Source organism: Herbaspirillum sp. C7C8 (genome assembly GCF_022627875.1).
GTDB lineage: Bacteria > Pseudomonadota > Gammaproteobacteria > Burkholderiales > Burkholderiaceae_D > Herbaspirillum.
Window position 1 is genome coordinate 304003 of record NZ_JABXGG010000002.1, and the last position, 17351, is coordinate 321353.

16 protein-coding genes are annotated in these 17351 nt (G+C 63.8%); 6 read left to right on the plus strand and 10 right to left on the minus strand.

Translation table 11 applies throughout. The annotated features are described in order from the left end of the window. Positions 1-2: 2 nt before the first annotated feature. Complete coding sequence (locus HWE01_RS03605; protein WP_241821114.1) at positions 3-2255, minus strand: heavy metal translocating P-type ATPase; 2253 nt, start codon at positions 2253-2255, stop codon at positions 3-5. Between the two features lie 164 nt (positions 2256-2419). Between HWE01_RS03605 and HWE01_RS03610 the strand changes: the two genes are divergently transcribed. Then, complete coding sequence (locus tag HWE01_RS03610; protein WP_008327390.1) at positions 2420-2620, plus strand: heavy-metal-associated domain-containing protein; 201 nt, start codon at positions 2420-2422, stop codon at positions 2618-2620. A gap of 4 nt (positions 2621-2624) precedes the next feature. Here the strand turns inward: HWE01_RS03610 and HWE01_RS03615 are convergent, their stop codons facing one another. From HWE01_RS03615 to HWE01_RS03625, 3 genes are read right to left on the minus strand one after another with little or no spacing between them, the layout of a single operon-like run. Then, positions 2625-3794 (minus strand): vWA domain-containing protein, encoded by a 1170-nt coding sequence (locus tag HWE01_RS03615; RefSeq protein WP_008327392.1) that lies wholly within the window; start codon positions 3792-3794, stop codon positions 2625-2627. Between the two features lie 21 nt (positions 3795-3815). Further along, positions 3816-4403: a GNAT family N-acetyltransferase gene (locus HWE01_RS03620; protein WP_008327394.1), complete on the minus strand. Its 588-nt coding sequence runs from the start codon at positions 4401-4403 to the stop codon at positions 3816-3818. 26 nt (positions 4404-4429) lie between these two features. Then, positions 4430-5305: an AAA family ATPase gene (locus tag HWE01_RS03625; protein WP_008327395.1), complete on the minus strand. Its 876-nt coding sequence runs from the start codon at positions 5303-5305 to the stop codon at positions 4430-4432. A gap of 193 nt (positions 5306-5498) precedes the next feature. Between HWE01_RS03625 and HWE01_RS03630 the strand changes: the two genes are divergently transcribed. The 3 genes from HWE01_RS03630 (at position 5499) to HWE01_RS03640 (ending at position 8803) form a co-directional block, all read left to right on the plus strand. Further along, entirely contained in the window at positions 5499-7748 is a 2250-nt protein-coding gene (locus HWE01_RS03630) for a site-specific recombinase (RefSeq protein ID WP_241821115.1), read from the plus strand. A gap of 366 nt (positions 7749-8114) precedes the next feature. After that, a complete protein-coding gene (locus HWE01_RS03635) occupies positions 8115-8435 on the plus strand; it encodes a c-type cytochrome (protein WP_034350112.1) in 321 nt (106 codons plus the stop codon). Positions 8436-8449: 14 nt separating this feature from the next. Further along, positions 8450-8803: a c-type cytochrome gene (locus HWE01_RS03640; RefSeq protein ID WP_008327398.1), complete on the plus strand. Its 354-nt coding sequence runs from the start codon at positions 8450-8452 to the stop codon at positions 8801-8803. Between the two features lie 76 nt (positions 8804-8879). On the opposite strand, the gene HWE01_RS03645 is transcribed toward HWE01_RS03640, so the two are convergent. Next, entirely contained in the window at positions 8880-9311 is a 432-nt protein-coding gene (locus HWE01_RS03645; RefSeq protein ID WP_008327399.1) for a DUF1841 family protein, read from the minus strand. Positions 9312-9591: 280 nt separating this feature from the next. Here HWE01_RS03645 and HWE01_RS03650 point away from each other — a divergent pair, with 280 nt between their 5' ends. Further along, complete coding sequence (locus HWE01_RS03650; protein WP_502709268.1) at positions 9592-10773, plus strand: branched-chain amino acid ABC transporter substrate-binding protein; 1182 nt, start codon at positions 9592-9594, stop codon at positions 10771-10773. 7 nt (positions 10774-10780) lie between these two features. Here HWE01_RS03650 and nth read toward each other — a convergent pair whose 3' ends face one another. The 5 genes from nth to fdxA all read right to left on the minus strand — a co-directional run bounded on the left by nth (position 10781) and on the right by fdxA (position 15543). Then, positions 10781-11431: an endonuclease III gene (gene nth / locus HWE01_RS03655; protein ID WP_175343159.1), complete on the minus strand. Its 651-nt coding sequence runs from the start codon at positions 11429-11431 to the stop codon at positions 10781-10783. Then, positions 11428-12150 carry an electron transport complex subunit RsxB gene (rsxB, locus tag HWE01_RS03660; RefSeq protein WP_241821117.1) on the minus strand — a complete coding sequence of 241 codons (723 nt, stop codon included), beginning with the start codon at positions 12148-12150 and terminating at the stop codon, positions 11428-11430. Before rsxB ends, nth begins: the two co-directional genes overlap by 4 nt. Positions 12151-12280: 130 nt before the next feature. Next, entirely contained in the window at positions 12281-13516 is a 1236-nt protein-coding gene (locus tag HWE01_RS03665) for a polyhydroxyalkanoate depolymerase (RefSeq protein WP_008327412.1), read from the minus strand. Positions 13517-13834: 318 nt separating this feature from the next. Continuing rightward, the gene (locus HWE01_RS03670) at positions 13835-14908 is read right to left on the minus strand and encodes an NAD(P)/FAD-dependent oxidoreductase (RefSeq protein ID WP_008327414.1); all 1074 of its coding nucleotides are present in this window, start codon (positions 14906-14908) and stop codon (positions 13835-13837) included. 311 nt (positions 14909-15219) lie between these two features. Next, positions 15220-15543 (minus strand): ferredoxin FdxA, encoded by a 324-nt coding sequence (fdxA, locus tag HWE01_RS03675; RefSeq protein WP_034350114.1) that lies wholly within the window; start codon positions 15541-15543, stop codon positions 15220-15222. Between the two features lie 381 nt (positions 15544-15924). Here fdxA and HWE01_RS03680 point away from each other — a divergent pair, with 381 nt between their 5' ends. Next, a complete protein-coding gene (locus tag HWE01_RS03680; protein ID WP_008327418.1) occupies positions 15925-17178 on the plus strand; it encodes an ABC transporter substrate-binding protein in 1254 nt (417 codons plus the stop codon). The last annotated feature ends 173 nt before the right edge of the window (positions 17179-17351 follow it).

The following is a 17351-nucleotide window of genomic DNA, read 5'->3' on the forward strand; positions in this document are numbered from 1 at the left end:
GTTCACTTCTCCGTTGTAGCGGGCCCATGCGGGCGCCAGCGGCGCAGCAGCAGGGCATTGCTGACCACGCTGACGCTGGAAAACGCCATCGCCGCGCCCGCCAGCATGGGATTGAGCAGACCGAAGGCGGCCAGCGGAATGCCGACCAGATTGTAGATGAAGGCCCAGAACAGGTTCTGGCGGATCTTGCCGTAGGTACGACGGGAGATGTCGATGGCATCGGCCGCCAGACCCGGGTCGCCATACATCAGCGTCACGCCGGCGGCCTGCATGGCTACGTCGGTGCCGCTGGACATGGCCATGCCCACATCGGCGGCGGCCAGCGCGGGCGCATCATTGACGCCATCCCCGACCATGGCCACCACGTGCTTGCCGCCTTCACGCAAGGCCGCTACCGCCTCGGCCTTGTCGCCCGGCAGCACTTCGGCACGTACCTCCCGGATGCCCAGTGCCGCAGCGACCTGTTGCGCCGCGCCCCGGTTGTCGCCACTGAGCATGGCGGTACGCATGCCCAGGGCGTGCAGGGTGGCGATGGCTTCCCGTGCGCCCGGCTTGATCTCGTCGCCGAAGGCCAGCAGGCCCAGGATACGGACTTCCCCGGCCTGGCGTTCGGTCAGCCAGGACAGGGTGCGGCCCTGTGCCTGCAGCGCGTCGGCCCGTGCTTGCAGGGCTGGCGCGCTGGCCTGCAACTGCTGCATCCAGCCACTGCTGCCCAGACAGAGCATCCGGCCTGCGACTTCGCCTTCGATGCCCAGTCCGGCCACGCTGCGCACCTGGCCGGCCGGTGGCACGGACAAGGACTGGCGGGCCGCTGCCGCCTCCAGTACGGCGCGTGCCAGCGGATGTTCGCTGCGTGCCTGCAGGGCGGCGGCCAGGGCCAGCAAGTGGTCTTGCTGATCCTCTGCGGTGGCGGCTGCGCCGTACAGTTCGGTCAGGCGCGGACGGCCCACGGTGAGCGTACCGGTCTTGTCGAAGGCGATCACATCGACCCGATGCGCAATCTCCAGCGCCTGCGCATCCTTGATGAGGATGCCGTGACGCGCCGCCACGCCGGTCCCGGCCATGATGGCCGTGGGCGTGGCCAGGCCCAGCGCGCAAGGGCAGGCGATGACCATCACCGCCACCGCATTGAGCAGGGCCTGTTGCCAGTGTCCTGTGGCCAGGCCCCAGGCGCAGAAGGTGATGGCCGAGATCAGCAGCACGGCAGGCACGAAGACGGCACTGACCTGGTCCACCAGTCGCTGGATCGGCGCCTTGGCCGCCTGGGCCTGTTCCACCATGCGCACGATGCGCGCCAGCATGGTTTCGGCGCCGATGGCAGTGGCCTCGAAGACCAGCACACCGTCGGTATTGATGGCGCCGGCGGCGAGCTGGTCGCCGGCTTGCTTGGCCTGCGGACGACTCTCGCCGGTCAGCAAGGCTTCGTCCAAATGGCTGCGACCCTCTTTGACGATGCCGTCGACCGGGACCCGCTCGCCCGGACGCAGCACCACCAGGTCCCCCACGCGCACCTGCGCCAGCGGCACGTCGATGTCCTGTCCGTCACGGCGTACCCGGGCACGGTCCGGCCGCAAGGCGTTGAGCGCCGCGATGGCATCGGCGGTCTGCCGCTTGGCGCGGCCTTCCAGCCATTTGCCCAGCAGCACCAGGGTGATGACCACGGCCGAACTTTCGAAGTAGAGATGCGGCATGGTCATGGCGTGATCGGTCATGGCCGGCAGGCTCAGCCATTGCCACAGCGACAGTCCGTAGGCCGCACTGGTGCCCAGGGCCACCAGCAAGTCCATGTTGCCCGAGCGGGCGCGCAGCGCACCCCAGCCCGCATGATAGAAACGCCAGCCCAGCCAGAACTGTACCGGCGTGGCCAGCAGCCATTGCCACAGCGGGGGCAGGCTCCAGGTGATGCCCAGCGGGGCCAGCAGCATGGGCAAGACCAGCGGCAGCGACAGCGCGGCCGCGACCGCCACCGGCCACCAACTGGGCAGGCCTCGTGCGGTGCCGGCCGGTGCGGCAGTCTCTTCGGGAATGTGTTGGCGGGCCTGATAACCGGCCTTTTCGATGGCGGCAATCAGGATGGCCGGGGCCACGGTATCGGCCGTGGCGATGCTGGCGCGTTCGGTGGCCAGGTTGACGCTGACGTCGGTTACGCCAGGGACTTTCTTGAGGGCCTTCTCCACGCGCATCACGCAGGAGGCACAGCTCATGCCTTCGATGTCGAGGCTGATCTCGGCGGCAGCTGGGGTGGAAGTGGACATGGCGACAACTCCGGAAGGATGGATCGAAGCCTGTATCATCATCCTTCCCATGATGGTAAGGTCAAGCCCGATTCTCGCATGGATGCCTGTTCTTGCGCTTGACCTTGCCATGGCAGGAAGGTTTAAGCTTCCGTCACTGACTTCATTTCATGAAAGGAAACGCCATGAGCACCACCTTCACCGTCAACGACATGACCTGCAACCACTGTGCAGGCGTCATCACCAAGGCTGTCAAGGAGGTGGATGCCAATGCCAGGGTCGACATTGCAGTGGCCGACAAGCGCGTGGTCATCGACAGCAGCCTGCCGGCGCAACAGTTTGCCGAGGCCATCGAGGAAGCAGGCTATACCCCGGTCGCGGCCTGAGGACCTACTTGCTGAGCAATCGCATCGCTCCCTCCAGCCCATCCATGGTCAGCGGGAACATGCGGTTGTTCATGAGCTGGCGGATCAGCGCGATCGATTGCCGGTATTGCCACAGGCCTTCCGGCTCGGGATTGAGCCAGACGAAGTGCGGGAAGGTGCTGGTGAAGCGCTGCAGCCATTCGGCGCCCGCTTCCGCATTGTTGTATTCCACCGAGCCGCCCGGCTGCACGATTTCGTAAGGGCTCATGGTGGCATCGCCCACGAAGATGAGCTTGGTATCCGGCGTGTACTTGCGCAGCACATCCCAGGTCGGGAAGCGCTCGGCGTGGCGGCGGCGATTGTTCTTCCACAGATAGTCATACACGCAGTTGTGGAAGTAGAAGAAATCCATGTTCTTGAACTCGGTCCGGGCCGCCGAGAACAGTTCTTCGGTGCGGGCGATGTGGTCATCCATCGATCCGCCCACATCGAAGAGCATCAACACCTTGATCTTGTTCTTGCGCTCGGGCTGCATGCGGATGTCGAGGTAGCCGGCATTGCTGGCAGTGGCGCGGATGGTGTCGTCCAGCGCCAGTTCTTCCTCCAGTCCTTCCCGGGCAAAGCGGCGCAGGCGGCGCAGCGCCACCTTGATGTTGCGCGTGCCCAGTTCGCGTTCGCCGTCGTAGTCCTTGTATTCGCGTTCCTCCCATACCTTCACCGCGCTGCGCTGGCCGCCCTTGCCGCCGATGCGGATGCCTTCCGGATTGAAGCCGCCGTGGCCGAAGGGCGATACCCCGCCGGTGCCGATCCATTTGCTGCCGCCTTCGTGGCGCTCCTTCTGTTCTTCCAACAATTGCTTCAAGCGATCCATCAGCTTGTCGTAGCCGAACTTCTCGATGGCGGCCTTCTGCTCGGGCGTGAGATCGCGCTGCAATTGCTTGACCAGCCATTCCAGCGGAATCTCCGGCCGCTTCTCGAAGATCGTTTCGATGCCCTTGAAGTACGCTCCGAAGGCGCGGTCGAACTTGTCGAAGTGGGCCTCGTCCTTGACCAGCGTCAGGCGCGAGAGAAAATAGAACTCATCCAGCGAAGGTGAAATGACCTGCTTGTCCATCGCCTCCAGCAAGGTGAGGAATTCCTTGATCGAGGCCGGTACGCCAGCCTGTTTCACGGTGTAGAAGAAGTCGATCAGCATGGCACCCGTCTGGCCGCCGTCTCAGCGGCCCAGCTTGAATTGAAGATGACGACGCACCGTCGGCCACTCCGATTCGATGATGGAAAACACGACCGTGTCGCGGTAGGAACCGTCCGGCATGCGCTGGTGATTGCGCAGGATGCCATCCTGCTTTGCCCCCAGTCGCGCGATGGCCGCACGCGATTGCTGGTTCATCCAGTGGGTGCGGAATTCGACGGCGATGCAGTGCATGTCCTCGAAGGCGTGCGTCAACAGCATCAGCTTGCACTCGGTATTGATGCCGGTACGCTGGGCGCTGGCGGCATACCAGGTGGAGCCGATCTCCACGCGCCGGTTGGCCACGTCGGCGTTCATGTAGGTGGTCATGCCGCACAGCGCGCCGGTGTCATTGCGACGGATCACGAAGGGCAGCATGCTGCCCTGCTGCTGCAGATGCAGGCGGCGTTCGATCTCGGCGCGCATGGTTTCCGGCTTGGGGATGGCGGTGTACCAGAGCTTCCACAGCTTGCCGTCCGAGACGGCGGCGATGAGCGCATCGTGATGCTCGGCATGCAGCGGCTCGACAGTGGCAAACTGGCCCTTCAGGGTGATCGGCGAAAGGAATTGCATGACGGCTCCCGAAAATGGAGACAGCTTCAGCGATTGTTGCGCGACATGAAGACCAGCCGCTCGAACAGATGCACGTCCTGCTCGTTCTTGAGCAGGGCCCCATGCAGGGGCGGCACCACGGCCTTGTTGTCGGGATTGTGCAGGGTCTCGGGCGCGATATCCTCGGCCATGAGCAGCTTGAGCCAGTCGATCAGTTCCGAGGTCGAGGGCTTCTTCTTGATGCCCGGTACCTCGCGCACCTGATAGAACGCCTCCAGCGCGCGCGCCAGCAGATCGCGCTTGATGTGCGGGAAGTGCACATCGACAATCTGCTGCATGGTCTGTTTGTCGGGGAACTTGATGTAGTGGAAGAAGCAGCGGCGCAGGAAGGCGTCCGGCAATTCCTTCTCGTTGTTGGAGGTGATGACCACCAGCGGGCGGTGCTTCGCGCGCACCAGTTCACGCGTCTCGTAGACGTAGAACTCCATGCGGTCGATTTCGCGCAACAGGTCGTTGGGGAACTCGATATCGGCCTTGTCGATCTCGTCGATCAGCAGCACCACCGGTTCCTCGGCGGTGAAGGCCTGCCACAGCACGCCCTTGACGATGTAATTGTGGATGTCCTTGACGCGCTCGTCGCCCAGTTGCGAATCGCGCAGGCGCGACACGGCATCGTATTCGTAGAGGCCCTGCTGGGCCTTGGTGGTGGACTTGATGTGCCACTGCAGCAGCGGGCGGCCCAGGGCGGCCGCCACTTCCTCGGCCAGCATGGTCTTGCCGGTGCCGGGTTCGCCCTTGATGAGCAGCGGACGTTGCAGGGTGAGGGCGGCATTGACGGCCAGCTTGAGGTCATCAGTGGCGACATAATGCTCGCTGCCGGTGAATTTGCCCGGCTTGGCGGAAGCGGTGGAATGATCTGGCATGGATGCTGTCCTTGTCAGGTTGCAGTGGTCGGCGTGCCGACAGGATGCGGCATTGCAGCAGCCGTGCCGGACGTTTCCATGAGTATAAGGGAAAAGCTGCACACCTCCGCGACCGCTTGAAATTGGTGAAAACGTTCCTATATCAAGGGCTACGCATGCAACAAACTGACAGCGCCCCAGGCGCTCACTGCCCATGAAATTTCTTTTCTTCAAGATGCTGGTGGTGTGGAGACGAATGCGTCACGGCATGCAGGCGCGTTACATGGATCGCCATGATGTCGGCCGGCAACTGGAGGTCTTGATGCGCCGCATCGATCCCGCCGCCAGCTGGCATGAGCGGGCCAACTGGATGATCGACGTGGCCGAATGGCTGCGCCATCGTCCGGCCGTCTCGCTGCTGGATCGCCAGGCCTGGCACCAGGTGCGGCGCCAGCGTCTGGCCATCATGCTGGACTGGCTGGACCAGCACCGCGACGTGCGGCGCGCGGTCCAGAACGCGTTGCAAAAGACCCTGCGCGAAGCCACCGGCCCCGAACTCTTTTCCACCACCGGCCTGCCGCACGAGCCTGGCTTCTTCGGCGAACTGAGCGAACGCCTGGCCCGGCTGGTCCTGCCGCGCCACCTCTCGCCGACCGATCTGTCCTCGCTCTTCACGGCCATGTTCCCCGATCCGGACGACGCCGCCTGGTTGCTGGAGCTGGACAATGACCTGCTGCAACGGCTGTGGAAACTGATGGCCGATGATGGGATTTCCCACATGTACTGGCAGCAGATCGAGGAAGCCATCACCTACCTGACCACGACCGTGGTGGCCGACGGTATCAGCCCGGCCTTCCGCCAGCGCCTGGAACCCAAGATGCCGATGCGCGCCACGCCCTTCCTGGCGCTGCGGCGCGAGATGGAAACCTGGTTGCGCGCCCAGCCGGGCGATCTGGGTGCCTTGCGCAGCGTGCGCATGCTGGTGGCGGTATGCCATGCCCAGACCGATCGTATCTATGCGCACCTGGATGAGTACGGGGTCTCGGTCAGCCTGGTGTATCGGGTCGAGCGCATGCGCGCGCACCTGCAGCGCATCGGGCGGCTCATCGACGTGCGTTCCGGCGTGCCCGGCCCGGTCATCAGCCCGGCCATCCCCGGCATGGTGGCCAGGCCGGCTGCATTGGCCGGGGCAGGGCGCATGCAGTTGCTGCTGTGCGACCTGATCTCCGCCCATCACCATCGCGATTCGGTACGCGGCCTGATGCGACGCAGCTTTGCCCTGCTGGCGCGCAAGATGGTGGAGCGCAATGCCGATCATCGCGAGCAGGCCATTGCCCGTGACGGTGCCGGTTACCGCCGCGTGATGCGCGCGGGCCTGCTGGGCGGGGCGGTCATCGCCGCCACCGCGCTGCTCAAGCAGAGCCTGTCCACGCTGGGCGTGGTGCACTTCGTCGATGGCGCTCTGGCTTCACTCAACTACGCCGCCAGCTTCCTGCTCATTGCCGCGCTGGGCGGTGTGCTGGCCACCCGCCAGCCGGCCGTGACGGCCCCCGCGCTGGCCTCCCGGATGGGGGACCTCGATAGCGAGGGCATGCGCGATCTCATCGCCGAATCCGGCCAGCTGCTGCGCTCGCAGTCGGCGGGCATCTTCGGCAACCTGCTGGCCGTGATTCCGGTGACGGCCGCCTTGTGCGCGCTGGGCTGGTTTGCGCTGGGCGCCAGGCCCATGCCGCTTGACCAGGCGCGCCAGGCCATCAGCGCGCTTTCGCTGGTGGGGCCTACCCCGTTGTATGCCGCATTGACCGGTGTCTTGCTCTGGCTGGCCAGCCTGGCGGCGGGGTTTGCTGACAACTGGTTCGCCCTGCGCCGGGTACGCGAGGTGGTGTCCAACCATCGCCGCCTGGTGCACGCACTGGGTGCCTTGCGTGCCCAGCGCTGCGCTGCCTGGCTGGAGCGCAATGTCGCCACCATCGCCGGTAGCCTGGCCTTGGCCCTGCTGCTGGGGATGGCGCCGGTCGTGGCCGCTTTCTTCAGTCTGCCGCTGGATATCCGCCATGTGACGCTGGCCGCCGGCACGCTGACGGCGGCGGTCTTCAGCCTGGGCTGGGATGCGCTGATGACGCCGGCCTTCTGGTTGGCGGCCGGTGGCGTGGTTGTCACGGCCTTGTTGTCGGTGGCGGTCGCCTTCGCCTGTGCCCTGGCGCTGGCGCTGCGCTCGCGCGACCTGCCGCGTCGGGCCCGCAACATCGCCATGCGGGCGGTGTTGCGCCGATTCGTCGCGCGGCCCTTGTTCTTCATCCTTCCGCAAAAGACCGATGCGGCAGTGCAGGATGACTCCGCAGACGACGAGGAAGGCGACGATGACGGCGAGGGCGGGTCCCCCGAGGATGAGCCGCAGCCGCGCCTGGCTTCACTTGAGCACAAGCAAGATATGCAGGTTCAGACCACACAACATGTCGCCTAGGCTTGGCATCAGCCAGATGCCATAGCGTTAATATTGCAGCGCATATAATCCGTGAATCGCCCGCCCGGCCTTGCCTGGCGGGCGATTGCGTCTGATGGTGCGGGTTTGCAGGCAGGGATGACGCTGCCGGTTTTATTGGTTAGAATCGGAAGCGTTTTTTGCGCAAGGCAGGGGGAGTGGAGAGACAAGCTTGATCCGAAACATCGGTTCAGCCATAGCAGAACAGCCAAACCTGCAATACCAGGGCAATCGAACAAGCACGATAAAGTTTGCCGCTGGCAGCAAAAAAGATGCGTTTCGTCGGGTGTCCGTCGCGCCGTCGTTGAGGCGGGGCGGATGGCAAGTTCACTCACTTACCCTGCTCACATGAAAAAACACCTCGTGTTTCTTGCCCTGGCCGGCATGCTTGGCAGTGCGTCTGCGGCCGACATTGTCGGCAATGCCAAGGCTGCTGAAAACAAAGTCTCCATGTGCATCGGTTGCCATGGCATCCCCGGCTACAAAGCCAGCTATCCCGAGGTCTACCAGGTGCCGATGCTGGGCGGGCAGTCTGCCAAGTACCTCGAGAATGCGCTGCGCGCCTACCAGAAGGGGGAGCGCAAGCATCCGACCATGATGGGCGTGGCCGCCAGCCTGTCGGACCAGGACATCGCCGACCTGGCCGCCTACTATTCGCAGCAGAAGTGAGGGGGAGCCACGAGATGAAGAACAATCTGATTGCCCTGACGCTGCTGGCCGCCACGGCCCTGCTGTCGCAAGCGGCCAGCGCTGCCGACGTGGCCCATGGCCGCGCGCTGGTGGAGAAGTACAATTGCGCCTCCTGCCACGGCAAGGACTACAACTCGCCCATCGACCCGGGCTATCCCAAGCTGGCCGGCCAGCATGCGGACTACCTCAAGCATGCGCTGACGGCCTACCGCCGTGGCGACACTGCCATGAATGGTCGCACCAACGCCATCATGTCGGCCCAGGCCAAGCCGCTGACCGACCGAGACATCAACGACATCGCCGCGTATCTGCACAGCCTGCCGGGGAGCCTGGTGCTGCGCAAATAAGAAGGGCCCGTTCTGCAGGGAAAAAAACCACGCCGGCGGGGTGTTGCGGCGTGGTTTTTTGTTGTCTTGCGCGCTTCTATCCCTGTGCCCGTCGCTTGATATTGTCGATATAAGCTGCCCCGTCCGGCGGCAAGCCGCTGCGCTGGGCGTTCCAGATCATCTCGCCCAGGGCTTCCATGATCTCGTGATGGGCCTCATGCTCCGAGCCGCGGCGCTGCGCCAGCAACTGAAAGGCGCCGCGGATGCCGGGGGGCTGGTCGATGGAAATCTGCTCCGTGATCGACAGGTGCATTGACAGATGCAGGAAGGGATTGCTGTGGCCGCGCTCGATGGAATAGTCGGCCGCCAGTGCTTCGTCCACGTCGCGCAGGGCTTCATGGTATTCCGGATGCTGGACGATCCAGTCGCGGGCGATGGCTTCCAGGGGCGTGAGCACCTGATTGCCCTGGTGCTTGCGGTAGGCTTCGCAGAAGAAGCGGCGGACATCGTGCTGGGACGGCGTGAACATGGCGGTGCATCAATCGGAGATAAAGCGCTATTCTACGCCGGTCTGTCCGCCGCATCAGGAGCCGCCTCCGGAGCGGCGACATGGCAGGCGGATATGAAGTAATATTCTTTCCCTAAGACAAGCATCAAAATAATCCATCCAAGGCAGTACCCGGCCGCATCGCCGTGACGCGATGGGGGGAAACGCAAGGCCGGGCAGCGAGAAGGGATAAGGCATGCGTTTTGGTGAAGGCCGGATTCGGCCTGTGCGCCGCTCAGTGTCGTGGTCATGGACAAGACCGTTGTTGTGCGTGGCGCTGGTTGCCGCGGGCTGGTTGGCGCAGGGTGCGCTGGCGGCGCCTTCGGCCGCCGGCAAGGCGGCCATGACCAGCGACGAGCCGTCGGGCGATGAAGCAACGCTGGCCATCGGCTTTGCCGGCCCCCTGAGCGGGCCGTCGCTGGGCGTTGGTCGCAGCATGCGCAATGGCGTGCAACTGGCGCTGGACGAGGCCAACCGGCGCGGTGTGGTCATCGGTGGCACGCGCTACCGTCTCAAGCTGATCGCGCAGGACGATCGCGCCGACCCCGGTACGGCGCAATATGTGGCGCGCTATCTGGTGAGCCAGCACGTCATCGGCGTGGTCGGCCACTGGACCAGCGGCACCAGCCTGGCCGCTGCTCCGGTCTACCATGCGGCAGGCGTGATCCAGGTCACGCCCTCGGCGATGAGTCGCACGCTCACGGCGCTGTCCTATCCGCGCATCTTCCGTACCATTCCCAACAACGAGAGCATCGGCCGCTGGTCGGCCCGCTACGCGGTCGAGAAGCTCGGTGTGCGCACCGTGGTCACCCTGGACGACCGCACGCCCTTCGGCCAGGGCCTGGCCGAACAGTTCGCCCGCGAAGTACAGGCGCAGGGCGGCAAGGTGCTGGCCCGGTACGACGTCAGCGACAAGACCTCCGACTTCAACGCCCCGCTGCTGCAAGCCCGCAGCTTGAAGCCGGACCTGATTTTCTTCGGCGGACTGGACTGGCAGGCCGGCGTGCTGGCCAAATCCATCCGTCGATTGAAACTGGAGGCGCGCCTGATGACCTCGCCCGGTACGCTGGGCTTGCCCTTCCTCATGCGCGCCGGACCCGATGCCAACGGGGCGCTGGTGCTGGAACCCGGTCCGCCGCAGGACAAGATGCCGGGCTGGCGGCATTTCCGCCAGCGCTACATCGATGCCTTCGATTCGGAAATCGACCTCTATGCGGTCTTTGCCTATGAGGCGGCGCAATCCATCATCCTCGGTCTGCGCCATGCCGGCAGCACCGATCCGGAGGTGATTGCCCGCGCCATGCACCGCCTGCGCTTCGAGGGCGTGAGCGGACCGGTCGCCTTCAACGAGGAAGGCGACCTGCTCAACCCGACTTTTACCCTCTATGAAGTTCAGGACCAGCGCTGGGTGCCTATCGCCCGTCTGAACGGGCTTCCTCGCTAGGGCCCGTTCACACGCCCTTGGCTGGAAGTGGCGTTTTCTGCTTGAATTCGCACAGGTCGGCGATCAGGCAATTCCAGCACTGGGGCTTGCGCGCGATGCAGGTGTAGCGGCCATGCAGGATCAACCAGTGGTGCGCATCCTGGCGGAATTCAGGCGCGACGAACTTGATGAGCTTGCGTTCGACTTCGTCCACGTCCTTGCCTGGTGCAATGCCGGTACGGTTGGAGACCCGGAAGATGTGTGTGTCCACCGCGATGGTGGGATGGCCGAAGGCCGTGTTCAGGACCACGTTGGCGGTCTTGCGGCCCACGCCGGGCAAGGCTTCCAGCGCTTCGCGCGACTCCGGTACCGCGCCGCCGTGCTGCTCGATCAGGATGCGGCAGGTCTCGATGACGTTCTTGGCCTTGGTGCGGTACAGCCCGATGGTCTGGATGTAGGGCATGAGCTGCTCCACCCCCAGGCGGTAGATCGCCTCGGGCGTGTTGGCCACCGGATAGAGCTTGCGCGTGGCCTTGTTGACCGAGACGTCGGTGGCCTGGGCCGAGAGCAGCACGGCGATCAGCAGTTCGAACGGGGTGGTGTATTCCAGTTCGGTGGTGGGGGTTGGATTGGCCTGGCGCAGGCGCTCGAAGATCTCGCGGCGTTTGGTCGGGTTCATGGCTGTTCGCGTCCGGTCGTGGGGCTGGCTTGTTCGGCTTGCAGTTTCTTCAGGCGCGCGCGCTCCATGGCGGCCTGGATGATGGCTTTCTTGCGGGCCAGTTCGGCTTGTTCCTCGGGCGTGCCGGCCGCGGCCGCTTCCACTTCCTTCAACTTGGCGGCGGCCTTGGCAGCCAGGCGGGCGTCGTTTTCTTCCTTCTCGCGCTTCAGGCGCAAGGTGCGCCAGTCGTGGCGCGCACGGGCGGCGTCGGCTTGCTCCTGGCTCCATGCCTGCCAGCCGGTGCGACCGGGCGTGGCCTCGACCATGTTGATGCAGTCGACCGGGCAGGGCGCCACGCACAGATCACAGCCGGTGCACAGCGATTCGATGACGGTGTGCATCTGCTTGGCCGCACCGGCAATCGCATCGACCGGGCAGGCCTGGATGCAGAGTGTGCAGCCGATGCAGATGGCTTCATCGATCACTGCGACACGGCGTGGCTGCTCGCTGCCGTGGGCGGGATTCAAGGGGATCACCGGCTGGCCCAGCAATTGCGCCAGCCGCGCCACGCCTTCGGCACCGCCCGGCGGGCACTGGTTGTACGCAGCGCGGCCTTCGGCCATGGCTTCGGCATAGGGACGGCAAGCCGGATAACCGCACTTGGTGCATTGGGTTTGTGGCAGCAGGTCTTCGAGGCGGTCGGCCAGGGTGGCGGACGCGGTGGTGGCGGATGGCGGCACGGCGGTCAGGCAGTTCAACGGAATAAGGGCGCTATTATCCGGCCAAACCGCCGCCAAGTCATGCCGGCAGCTCAAAGCAAAACTGCGCCACCGTCGGGACGGGGCGCCGTTCTTGCCGTGATGGCGGTACTTACGCGTTGGCGCGGATGAATTCGCCGATCTTGGGGCAGACGATCTCGCGCCAGCGACGGCCCGAGAAGATCCCGTAGTGGCCGGCCTTGGGCACGGTGAAGTGCTGCTTGCGCGACTTCGGGATGCTGCTGCACAGTTCCTGGGCCGCCTGGGTCTGGCCGGAGCCGGAGATGTCGTCCAACTCGCCTTCGATGGTGAACAGGGCGACCGACTTGATGTCCTGCGGACGTACCAGCTGGCCTTCGATTTCCCAGGTGCCACGGGCCAGATTGAAGTCCTGGAACACGACCTTGATGGTTTCCAGGTAGAACTCGGCCGGCATGTCCAGCACGGCGTTGTACTCGTCGTAGAACTTGCGGTGTTCCTCGGCCGAGGCATCGTCGCCATCGCGCAGGTGCATGTAGAAATCCCAGTGGCTCTGGGCGTGACGGCGCGGGTTCATGGCCACGAAGCCGGCATGTTGCAGGAAGCCGGGGTAGACCTTGCGGCCAAAGCCGGGGTAGTTGGCCGGTACGCTGTAGATCACCGTGTTTTCGAACCAGGAGAAGGGCTTTTCGGTGGCCAGGTCGTTGACCGCCGTGGGCGACTTGCGGGCATCGATGGGGCCGCCCATCATGGTCATGCTCTTGGGCAGCTTGGGATCGTTGGCGCTGGCCATGAGCGAAATGGCCGCCAGTACCGGTACGGTGGGCTGGCAGACCGAGATCACGTGCACGTCCGGACCGAGGGTGCGGATGAAGTCCTGCACGTAATAAACATAATCGTGCAGGTGGAAGTCACCCTGTTCGACCGGAACCATGCGCGCATCGGTCCAGTCGGTGATGAAGACGTCATGTTCCTGCAGCAGCGCCCTGACGGTCTCGCGCAGCAGGGTGGAATGGTGGCCGGACAGGGGCGCTACCACCAGCACGGTGGGCTGCTTCAACGCGGCGCTCTGGCGGGCCGACAGGTCCTTCTTGAAGTGGATCAGGCGGCAGAAGGGTTTGGTTTCGACCACCTCCTCGGTGATGCCGACCGGCTTGTCATCGACAGCGACTTCGCCGATGTTGAATTGCGGCTTTTCGTATTCCTTGGACAGGCGATACAACAGCTCATAGCCGGCGGCAATGCGTTGCGAGAAGGGGGTGTGGGCGAGCGGAGAAACCGGGTCCGAGAACAGTTTGGCCGAGGTTTCGGCCCATTGCATCATGGGGTTCAGGAACGCGCGATTGAGTTCATGCAGTTGATAAAGCATAGCTGACCTTTATACAAGCACCGGCTGGCTTTCCCGTCCGGGCGGATAACCCGGACCAGGTGCGCAGCAAGCATGTGCCACAAACGTTTGGCGACGATCATCGGCTGACAAAGTTCATATTGTGTTTAACTTGTCAACTTCTTCCTTGTTGCGACGCAGTAGCATAGCATGCTTTGCCTTACGCCCCGCTTGCTGGTCAGACCAGTGGTGCCAGTCCCACAGGTTTCTGCAAAAACCTTCATAAATGAAAAGCCCCCGTACCGGACGGGGGCTCTGCAGGCCGCTTGCAGCGGCGCTGATGATGTTGCGACCAATAAATCAGTCGAACACCGGGCTTTCCACGCCCAGGATCTTGTGCAGCTTGGGCGAGGTGGTGGTGTACTGCATGTGGATCTTCTTTTCCGGGAAGATGTAGGGCGCAGCGCCGAAGGCAGCCAGCGCGGCTTCGTGGAAGCCCGACAGGATCAGCTTCTTCTTGCCCGGATAGGTGTTGATGTCGCCCACGGCGAAGATGCCCGGGACGTTGGTCTCGAACTTCTCGGTATCCATCACCTTGAGCTGCTTGCGCTCGATTTCCAGGCCCCACTCGGCGATCGGGCCCAGCTTGGGCGACAGGCCGAAGAAGACCAGCAGCATGTCCAGCGGCAGACGGCGGGTGACGCCGTCGGCGCCGGTGACCTTGACTTCGGCCAGCTTGCCATCCTTGATCTCGGTGCCGGTGACCTGGCCGATCAGGAGCTGCATTTCATACTGTTCGCACAGTTCCTTCATCTTGGCCACCGAAGCCGGGGCGGCGCGGAATTCTTCACGACGGTGCAGCAGGATCACCGATTCAGCCTTGCCCACGAAGTTCAGCGCCCAGTCCAGCGCGGAGTCGCCGCCGCCGCAGATGACGATGTTCTTGCCTTCGAACAGGGCCGGGTCCTTGACGCGGTAGAACACCTGCGAACCTTCGAACTGTTCGATGCCTTCGACCTTCAGGGTACGCGGCTGGAACGAGCCCACGCCGGCGGCGATGAAGATGGTCTTGGTGATGAACTTGGTGCCGGTGGAGGTTTCGACGTCGAAACGGCCATCTTCGCGCTTGTTCACCAGGGTCACTTCCTGGCCTAGGTGGAAGGTCGGCGAGAAGGGCTCGATCTGTTTCAACAGGTTGTCGGTCAGTTCCTGGCCGGTGCAGACGGGCACGGCGGGGATGTCATAGATGGGCTTGTCCGGATACAGCTCCACGCACTGGCCACCGACCACGGGCAGCGAATCGATCACGTGCGCCTTGATTTCCAGCAGGCCGAGTTCGAATACCTGGAACAGGCCCACCGGGCCGGCGCCGATGATGACGGCATCGGCATCGATGACACCGTTGACTGCCGCAGTCTGGACATTGTTTTCCATGATTTTCTTGATATTCCTGTTTCAGTAGATCAGATCAGTAGGGCGGCTTTTCCCTTGCGCGGCGCGCTGGCTGGCGGCGGGGCCGCTGGCGGGGGAGAGGCCAGGTAAAAGAGATGCGAGATGCTTGCCAAGAGCGCACAGGACTGCAAAGCAGCGGGCAGTTCAGCCCGGCCATGCGGCTCTCAGGGGTATTGCTGGCGGCCAAATGCAAACGGCTGCGCATCTGGCGTGGGCGATGAAGCTGCCGGGCTGGATGCGCAACCGCCATTGTCGACCGGGACAGGCCCGGCCCACTTGATTCTCCGCAGGAATCAGCGCTGCAGGTATTGCAGCTTGTCGGTCTTGTCCTTCCATTCCTCGGCTTCCGGCAGCGGTGCCTTGGTCTTGGTGATGGAGGGCCAGTTGCGGGACAGATCGGCGTTCAGGGCGATGTACTGCTGCTGGTCGGCCGGCACGTCTTCTTCCGCGTAGATCGCATTGACCGGGCACTCGGCCACGCAGACGGCGCAGTCGATGCACTCATCGGGGTCAATCGCGAGGAAATTGGGGCCTTCGCGGAAACAATCCACCGGGCAAACATCCACACAATCCGTATAGCGGCAACGGACGCAGGAATCGGTGACAACGTGGGTCATAACTGTCCTATCTGTAAAATTTCTTCAAACCGATGGCTAACTGCGCCGCAATTGATGGCAATATGGCACGGTTAAAATCATGTTGCGGCTGGTCAACCTTTGTTGAGGTGCTTTTGCCGGTATCTGGCGTCTTGTGGACGCCTGGAGGAGGCCCTTGAAGGCTTTCGAGATGCCGCTGCGCAACCCGCCGCAAAGCCTTGTATTTTAAGGTAATTCGATTTTTCCCACAAATGAGGCTTATACAGATTACGTATAAGTAAATAAACAAGCGCGCGATAAGCCCAGCCGTCGCCAGGGTCCCGTGGCCTGCCGCTCCAGCCCATGGAGCAGGTCCGCCGACAGGACGCGGCTTACCGCACATCAATACAAGGAAGTTCCGGCGTGAACGCTGCAGGCCCCCAGTCCTCCCCCCGATTCCGTCTTTCCCTGCTGCCGGCCCTGCTGGGCAGGCTGGCGGTGACCGTTGCGCTGGCGCTGCCACTGGCCGCCGGTGCTGCCGAGCCTATCCTCATCGGCGAGATCAACAGCCAGGCGCACGCCGCGGCTGCCGCACAAGCCTACCGCAACGGCCTGGCACTGGCGCTGGAGCAGATCAACGAGTCCGGCGGCATCCACGGTCATCCCTTGCAGATGATCAGCCGTGACGATGAGGGCGATGCCGACCAGGCTGCCCGCAATGCACGCGAACTGGTCAGCAAGGAGCATGTGCAAGTGCTGACCGGCACCATGCCCTCCGACGTGGCCCTGGCGGTCGCGCGCCAGGCCGCCCGCAGCAAGACCGTGCTGGTGGTGGGTGATGCACTCTCCGATGCCGTGACCCTGGACAAGGGCAATCGCTACACCTTCCGCGTACGTCCCTCCACTTACATGCTGGCCGCGATGCTGGCCGAACAAGCCGCGCGCATGCCGGGCCGACGCTGGGCCATGGTGGCGCCCAACTATGAATACGGCCAGAGTGCGGTGGCCAGTTTCAAGATGCTGTTGAAGCAGGCGCGTCCGGATGTGGAATTCGTCAGCGACCAGTGGCCGGCGCTGGGCAAGATCAAGGCCGATGACGTCGTACGGGCGATCCGTCAATCGCGTCCGGATGGCATCTTCAACGCCACCTTCGGCGAAGACCTGCAAAAATTCGTGCAGGCGGGTAATGACCAGCAGTTGTTCAAGGGCGTGCAGGTGGTGTCGATGACCTCGCCCGTTGGGCAAATCGTGGAGCCCGGGCAGAGTGAAGCGATCCACGACTGGGTCGCCGTCGGCTACCCCTGGGACCAGATCAATACGCCCGAGCACCAGCGCTTCCTGGATGCCTATCTGAAGAAATTCAGCGAGCCGCCGCAATTGTCGGCGCTCATTGGCTACAGCACCATGATGGCCATTGCAGGCGGTCTGAAGAAAAGCGAGGGCACGCCAGGAGACGCGCTGCTGGACGCGTTGCGCGGCCTGCGCTGGTCTTCGCCGCTGGGTGAGCTGAGCTTGCGCGCACTGGACCAGCAAGCCTCGATGGGGGCCTTCATCGGTCTGGTCTCGCAGAAGGACGGTCGCAGCACGATGCGCCAATGGCGCTACCTGGACGGTACGCCCTACCTGCCGCCACCGACCTACGTACGCACACGGCGTCCGGCTTCGGCGGGCAGGTAAGTCGCGCTTTCGCACCGCATCCACACCGCAAAGCCCCCTCAGGGCAGGGGGCTTTGCCTTGGGCGATCTCGGTTAAGATAGCGGTCGCGACGCTTCAGGGCGTGGCCAACGCATCGTGCGGACCGCTCCGGGGCGGCCCGCCATGCACGTGGACCATCAACATGGCAGCATGC